We start from the raw sequence: 7,706 nt of genomic DNA on the forward strand, positions 1-7,706 counted from the left end.
GCATTCCCAACCAGCAAAAAAATTCTCTACAGCTAAATAAAGCTCAACATTTAGAAATATTAAGTGGTGAGCGGGACACCTGTCTTACAAGCAATTTTGGGAGATTTTTATTTGGAAGTCGCTTAATGGGTTAAATTGGTATAGATCTGACTTTTCACGGTATGTGGAAAAGGGGGATAAGTTCATTTATACATTCCAACCTTCTCCTGCTCTGATTCCGTGTCCTTGGTTGTCACTCACCAGTCTCCCTGCTTCCTACTCTATCTCCTACTCCTCCCGTGTGATACTTGGTAGGTGTTCCGCCTCCTTCCGTGTAATACTTGATAAAATGATAAGATAGGGCTTCCATGTATATACATAGAAGTACGAACCAATATTCCTGACTTTTCCTCATCCGGTGAAAAATCAGCTTCGATGTGGGCTTTTTGCTGTTGGCGCTAAAATTGCCGGACAAGAAAAAATTTCTGAGAAAAATGAGGTTAAAGTTTTATTCTGCAAGCACTGCTCCTTCTACCAAAGAGTCAATCTTTGTTTTAGAATTCGAGCAAAGGTTTGTAGAGTCAACTTAGCTTCGCTATTGTTCTATATAATTTGCTGTAAAGCTCATATAAAAAAAGCTATGTCTGAACGCAAGAAAGCGTTTTCAATATTAGGGCTACCAGTTCATGTGATGACTGACTATCCAAGCTGGTTGCTCGATCGCCTGCAACAGAGTAGAGGAACTCATGTGGTAACGCTCAATGCAGAAATGACTATGCAAGCAGAGCGTCACACCCCCCTTGCCAAAGTGATTCAGAATGCCGATTTAGTTATTCCTGATGGAGCTGGGGTAGTTCTTTATTTGCAGTGGCTTTTGTGGCAGGATGTTCAAAGAATCCCAGGGATCGAACTAGCAGAAGCACTATTGCGAGAACTTGGGAACAAGAACTCTAACGCAAAAGTATTTTTCTATGGCGGAGCACCTGGGGTAGCTGAGAAAGCGTCAGCATTTTGGACTTCTCAATTCCCAAATTTAAATATAGCAGGTACTCATTGCGGTTTCCATTCAAAAGAAGAGGAAGAGCAACTGCGGCAAACTCTTGCCCAACTACAGCCACAGTTAATTTTTGTTGGTTTGGGAGTTCCGCGTCAAGAGTTGTGGATTGCTCAAAACCGCCATTTGTGTCCCAATGCAGTTTGGATTGGTGTTGGTGGCAGTTTGGATATTTGGTCGGGCTTGAAAACCCGCGCTCCTGCTTGGTTGGGAAATAACAATTTAGAATGGCTGTATCGTCTCTACCAAGAACCATGGCGTTGGCGGCGAATGTTAGCTTTGCCGGAATTTGCCATCAAAGCCTTTGTTTACAGGTTTTTTCGCTCATTAGTTAGCGGTTAGTTGTTAGTTGTGAGTTGTTAGTAGTGGTGGGAATACCCACCAGAAACCTTATGTGATAGGCATTGCCAACCCAACTACGAATTACGAATTACGAATTACGAATTATTCTGATATTCCCAGGCAAAACCTGGGAATACTTATTTTGTACTGACTTTTACTGTTATCTTTATGAATCCTTTACGAGACACTGCAGACACTGTAGGTTGGGTTTCGTTCCTCAACCCAACCTACACAATACATTTGGCCATTTAAGATTTACTTTATAAATGACCTCTTAACAGAGTACATAAACTACCGATCAAAAGTGATGTGAGGAGTATTTGCGCTTCATGAAAACTGCTGTAATAACTCAAGAAACTACTGACAAATCCGTACAGGCTCAAGACAGCAAAACCCAACAGCTCAATGATACTACTGCGGTTGTAGTACAATTGCTCTCTGTCTCAAAAACCTATGCTAACGGCTGTCACGCTCTTATAGATGTGAATTTAGAGATCAAAAAGGGAGAATTTTTATTCGTTACAGGTTCGAGTGGTTCGGGTAAATCCACTCTTTTAAAAATGCTTTATGGCGATGAGAAACCTACACAAGGACGCGTGATTCTTGACGGATGCGACGTAACCAATTTACGAGGTGATAGCTTATCAATCATTCGGCGTCGTATTGGCGTTGTGTTTCAGGACTATAAATTGATTGTGCAAAGAACAGTGGCGGAGAATATAGCAGTCGTGTTGCAAGCTCAAGGGTATACTCGTAAAGAGATTCAACGACGTTTAGAACCTACTTTGAAACTAGTGGGTTTGCTTTCCAAAGCAGACTGTTTTCCCGACCAACTTTCTGGAGGCGAGCAACAACGAGTTAGCATAGCCAGAGCTATAGTCGCAACGCCACCTATTATTCTGGCAGATGAGCCAACGGGCAACCTTGACCCGGATAATTCTTGGCAAGTTATGCAAATTCTTCAAAAATTAAATTCTTTTGGAGCCACAGTCATTGTTACAACTCATGATGAGCAATTAGTACGGCGATGCAACCGCCCTGTGGTTCAAGTTCAACACGGAAGATTATATAGAAAATGCTAATTGCTAATTGCTAATTGCTAATTGCTAATTGTTAGTTCTTAGCCATTAGCCATTAGCCATTAGCCATTAGCCATTAGCCATTAGCCATTAGCCATTAGCCATTAGCCATTAACTAATAACAAAAACTAAAGTCATCAAGAGTAAATTGACCGTCAAAAGCGCTGAAAGTTACACGGTGGATGCCATCTGCTGATACAGATAATAGGGTGTTGGGAAATGTAGTCCCATCAGAATTGGCAAGGTTAGCCTCAGGAAGTACTGTTTGAGTGAGCAGTTGATTTTCGCGATCGTATGCTGACATTAAAAGCCGTTGTGAACTTGTGACAAAAGTACTCACAAAGTGAACGGGATTTAAAAAAGTGGCTTCTAAAAACCCGCTTTTGGGAGACCCCATTAAGACCATCAAACCAGAGCGCGTCGGGAATGCTGGGTTTGAAGGCTGTATCGCTATACAATTATCAAATATGACACCCCACTGCTCATACTGACGCTCTACAACTTCAAAACATCTTAAATCCTCCAAATTTAAATAGATACAGGTAGGTACATCAATTACCTCATTCTTGACAGTTAATTGTCTTTGACCCTGTGAAGTAGAGTCTACAATTTGATTTGGGAAATCAAAGTCGCTAATAGTAAATTTACGGTCTTCTAAACTCAGCTTTTGTTCCGAGTGAAGACTAGCCTGCTTTACCACGACACCCCGCCTTGTCATTTATTAGAGAACAGTTAGATTATTAATTACATAGAATGTCATCTGAACAATGAAGTGAAAAGTATGAAGTATGAAATCAAGGCAAAGCTTTGGACTATATACTATGAAGTCTTCATCTATTAGGCTTTGCCCTTGCTTTATCTACTTTCTTATACATTCAGTAATCAGTGACTAGTAATTACCTGACCAGTGACTAGCGACCAGCAATCGGTGACTGGTTACTGGTAACTAGCGATCGGTGACTAAATTAGAGAACCATTTACAATATCTAGGACGTTCACAAATATCAGTAATGTTTCTGAAAAGCTAACATAAAAAAATACTAAACAACTTCAACCTTAAGTTGCATATGCTACAAGTAAATCTATTGATATAATGGGAAATTATTGATTTAAAAACCTTTTTACGTAGAAAAAATAACTATTCGTTATAAGTAACCTGGTGTATAGATTTTATAGATATAGTTAGATTCAGATAAGTAGTAGGTAGATTGCATCCTCCTAAGGAGGTAGGTCAGAGTTGAGAGCAGAGTGGAACACTGGAAGTAAGTTAGTGGTGAGTCTAGCGGTGTAGGCGGGGATCTCCACTAACCACTAACCATGTACGGGCGCAAGGCAGCCGCGTCCCGACCAACCACCAACTACTAACCAATAACCAAAATTTATGTATCAACCACTGGGATTTGAGCAACGTTCTACAATGACTTCATTAGGTATAATGATTTACTATACTAATGAAGGCAAGCCTTGGGAAGATAACACAGAAAAGGAAACTTTGGTATTTTTGCACGGTTTTGGGGGTGGATCTTCTGCCTATGAGTGGTCAAAAGTTTACCCAGCATTTGCGTCTGAGTATCGTATCATTGCACCAGACTTGATAGGTTGGGGCAGATCGGAACATCCGGCACAAAGTTATAGAATTGAGAACTATTTAGACACTATCTGGGAATTTTTACAAAAAACTTGCGATCGCGCCGTCACAGTCATCGCTTCTTCTCTGACAGCAGCGTTTACAATTCGAGTTGCGATCGCTCATCCTGAATTATTTAAATCCCTCATTCTGACGACACCCGCAGGACTTGCTGACTTTGGTGAAGATTATTCCCGCAGTATCTTTGCCCAGATAGTGAGTATCCCTATAGTTGACACATTGCTTTACAACACGGGAATTGCTACAAGTGGAGGTATTCGCAGTTTCTTAGAGAGAAGGCAATTTGCCCAACCAAATCGGATATACGAGGAAATTGTTAATGCTTACTTAGAATCTGCACAGCAGCCCAATGCGGAATATGCAGCCCTGTCTTTTGTGCGTGGGGATTTATCCTTTGATTTATCACTCTACATTCAACAATTAACAACTCCCACCGCAATTATTTGGGGGCGAAAGTCTGAATTTACAGGTCCAGAAATTGGTCGGCGCTTTGCCCAAATGAATCCGAAAGCCATTCGTGTTTTTCAGCAAATAGATGATGTAGGATTAACACCGCAGTTAGAACTACCCGCAGTGACAATTGGTTTAATCCGAAAATTTTTGCCTGTTTTAGATCGGCAATCGGTTTATAATGGGCATTCATCATGAAATCCATGCAGTAGAACTGATAACAATGGGCATTGGGCAATAGATTAATGAATTCTCATTCTCCATAGCCCTACCAATACTTGTCGGTTAAGCCTAAAAATACGAAAACACGTTTGTTGGGGAGCCAGCTCTGATAGCGAAGCGTGGCGCGAATGCGCCATAGGAGGGTTTCCCTCCGCACCTTTACTGGCGTTTGAGGAACGAAACCCAACATTTATCAGCATTTGTTGGGTTTCGCTGTATTAGCATTTGTTGGGTCTCGCTGTCGCTCGACCCCTACTACAATTTCCGAAAGCCCTTGCAGTATTGCATAGGCTACTCGTATATGACAGCAGATGGAGAGAACACTGGGATCGAGTTAAACATTAGGGATGTTGGGTGAACTTATAACCACCTGCTGTCACCTCAAGAGTACCTTGTTTCCAACCTTGGTAAATTGGTGTTTTCTTACCTCGAGCATTTTGATAAACAGCGTAATGATTGCGCCAATCATGAAAATTTCCATTGCGCCAAACTTTTGGTAATCCTTGAGGCTGATGCTGAAGTTTCACCTTTCCTGAAACACTTCTATATTCAACAGCTTTATCGCCAATTTCACTTAAGTCCAAGCGAGATTGATTTAAGACAGTTTGTTGAAATTTCTCCCAACTACCGTATGTTTCTTTCTCTCCTATTTCCAAAGAAAATCCGCTAATTTGGTCATTACCTAGTGCTGTTAAAATTTGGTTTTCAGGGTATTTTTTGGCAATTTTCTCAGTGGCTGTACTATTAATTCCTTCAAGATTTAAATTAATAGGTGTCAGTGCTAACCAAGTCTTTTCATAACCAATAAAAGTCACGCCTTTTTTAGTTTCTAACTTGACAGACTTAGGTAAAAAAAACTGAAATGGTGCTTTAGGTTTATCGTTAAGCCAAATGATTAAATTACGGTATTGGGCAATGCGATCGCCACCAATAGACGAAGAAGACATTTGAGTCGGATCTGTCCCCGTTGCTGCAATAAAATAATCAACACCACGTGTAGAATTAAAAGCCATCATCTTAAAACCATTCCAGTCACCACCAGAACCTTCAGCTAAAGTCCCTATTTGGAAGGTATTTCCAAAATATAGAGTTTCATGAAATGCTGGTGCAGCATCACCACCCGGTTTCCAATTTTCATAAGTTGGTTTGGAATTGAGCAATTCGAGTGGCTTTTGAAATTGCTTTCGTGCTAAGGCAACAACTGCTAAAGGTGGACGATAGGTGCTTGTTATCAAATGCACCAAGTCAGGCGAAGGATTGGGATCTGCAAGAGGAGAATCACCAAAGTACAACCCCAATTCATGGGTAGCCAGAGAACACCAAACACAGTTTCCGTTGTTGTAATCACGCTTGGAAGGACCGCCAAATCCACCCCGCCAATATTTAATAGCACCAGACATCAAAGACCAATCCAAAGCGGATTTAGCAAGAGACTTGACTTCAGGGTCTTTGGCAAAATCGTAGAGATTGACGTAAGTTGAGATGGTGTGTCCCAAGTAGTTTTCGGAATCCCACTCGCCCTGTCCTATTTGGTAGAGAGTGCGAACATTTCTTCTAATACGTTCTTTATAAAGCTTGCGAGTGGCTTCATTTCCTGTTTCTTCGGCAAATAAGTACACGGAAATTTCCCGCATTGCTTTTAAATTGTCTGTGTTGCGACAGTCTACCCAACTGTCGCAGTTGTCTGTGGATTTTGCCCAAAACTGACGTCGGTTGGGAAAGCGCCGTGTTAGCGGATCTACCTCCGTTAGCAGATGCATTGCCCGTTTCATCCTATCGCGGTAGGATGCGTCAAGGTACTTACCAAAGTAAAAGTATTTGCGGACTTGACCTTTGAGAGTAAAACCAGAGTAAAAATCAATTCCCAATGTATGAGCGTGACTTTTAGCATCTGCATCTTCAGATTGTAAAAAGGCAATAGCTTGTTCTCGGTTTCCGGCAAGAAAGCCAATCATTGCCTTGGGATAAGATCTTTTTTCACTCTCAAAAGATGTAGTGCCGTATTTGCTGTCCGTCAATTTTGTCAAGGCTTCTTTCGACCGCAACTGAAAATCTCTTTCCATTTGCGGCGTCCACTGATTTTCCGCTTTAACCAGGGTGCAGCCAATGGGAAGAAATATTAATAATATGACAATAGCTTTAATATTTCTTATCATAGTTATTAGTGGATAGTTGTTAGTGGTTAGTTGTCAGTGGTTGGAAGCAACTAACAACCAACAACCAACAACTATCCATTAACAACTAACTCATTTTTCCTGTAGTCTGACATCAATGACAGTACTGTTAAAATTGTAGTTAAAGCCGTCTAACTCAATAGGCATACCAATTTTGACTTTACTATTACCCAGTACAGGTCCATCTGCTGTCACTTGGGCTTTGCCCTGTAAAGTCAAAAGCATATCCGTACTGAAATTATTAGATCTGACATCTGGTAATTCTTTTACGGAGCCGTCTGGTTGGGGAACCAGTATTGTTCTTGGTAGTACTTGTATCGATTTAATATCAATAGTTCCGTAGGGTTGATTGCGGATAATCACTTTAGTCTTACCACCTTTTTCAAACCCTCGTGCGTATAATTGTTCCGGATCGCGGACATTTAATCCTCGAACCACTAAATCTACTTCGATAGGTACTGTTTGACTACCAACTTGAGCAACGGAACCAGAACCACCGGGAAATAGAAATACACCGAATATAACTAGCAGAATGACAAGTAAAGCACCGAAATCGAGGATGCTAATTTTACCGAATAAACGACCTTTGGAATCTAAAATAGCCATAACAAGTTTTTCTGATAATGGTAGCAGTATATCTTTCACTAAGAATGCAGCACTTTAATCTATTTTGCAGGACGAAAAGTTATTGGGCGCTGCCGATCGTGCAATAGTCTATCACAACTAGGGAGTAGGGAGTAGGGGACTGGGGACAAGGG

6 protein-coding genes are annotated in these 7,706 nt (G+C 41.1%); 3 read left to right on the forward strand and 3 right to left on the reverse strand.

What is annotated here, in order from left to right:
- Positions 1-619: 619 nt before the first annotated feature.
- Both F7734_RS41315 and ftsE read left to right on the forward strand, forming a co-directional pair.
- Positions 620-1,375 carry a WecB/TagA/CpsF family glycosyltransferase gene (locus tag F7734_RS41315; protein ID WP_155750205.1) on the forward strand — a complete coding sequence of 252 codons (756 nt, stop codon included), beginning with the start codon at positions 620-622 and terminating at the stop codon, positions 1,373-1,375.
- A gap of 329 nt (positions 1,376-1,704) precedes the next feature.
- Positions 1,705-2,457: a cell division ATP-binding protein FtsE gene (gene ftsE / locus F7734_RS41320; protein ID WP_155750206.1), complete on the forward strand. Its 753-nt coding sequence runs from the start codon at positions 1,705-1,707 to the stop codon at positions 2,455-2,457.
- A gap of 112 nt (positions 2,458-2,569) precedes the next feature.
- Here ftsE and F7734_RS41325 read toward each other — a convergent pair whose 3' ends face one another.
- Positions 2,570-3,172 (reverse strand): hypothetical protein, encoded by a 603-nt coding sequence (locus F7734_RS41325; RefSeq protein ID WP_155750207.1) that lies wholly within the window; start codon positions 3,170-3,172, stop codon positions 2,570-2,572.
- A gap of 663 nt (positions 3,173-3,835) precedes the next feature.
- On the opposite strand from F7734_RS41325, the gene F7734_RS41330 reads away from it, so the two are divergent.
- Positions 3,836-4,750 carry an alpha/beta hydrolase gene (locus F7734_RS41330; RefSeq protein ID WP_155750208.1) on the forward strand — a complete coding sequence of 305 codons (915 nt, stop codon included), beginning with the start codon at positions 3,836-3,838 and terminating at the stop codon, positions 4,748-4,750.
- A gap of 365 nt (positions 4,751-5,115) precedes the next feature.
- On the opposite strand, the gene F7734_RS41335 is transcribed toward F7734_RS41330, so the two are convergent.
- Together F7734_RS41335 and F7734_RS41340 are read right to left on the reverse strand one after the other, a co-directional pair.
- On the reverse strand, positions 5,116-6,837 hold the full coding sequence (locus F7734_RS41335) for a hypothetical protein (protein WP_155750211.1): 1,722 nt from the start codon (positions 6,835-6,837) through the stop codon (positions 5,116-5,118).
- A gap of 183 nt (positions 6,838-7,020) precedes the next feature.
- A complete protein-coding gene (locus F7734_RS41340; RefSeq protein ID WP_155750209.1) occupies positions 7,021-7,554 on the reverse strand; it encodes a DUF4330 domain-containing protein in 534 nt (177 codons plus the stop codon).
- Positions 7,555-7,706 lie beyond the last annotated feature (152 nt).

Source organism: Scytonema sp. UIC 10036 (genome assembly GCF_009725235.1).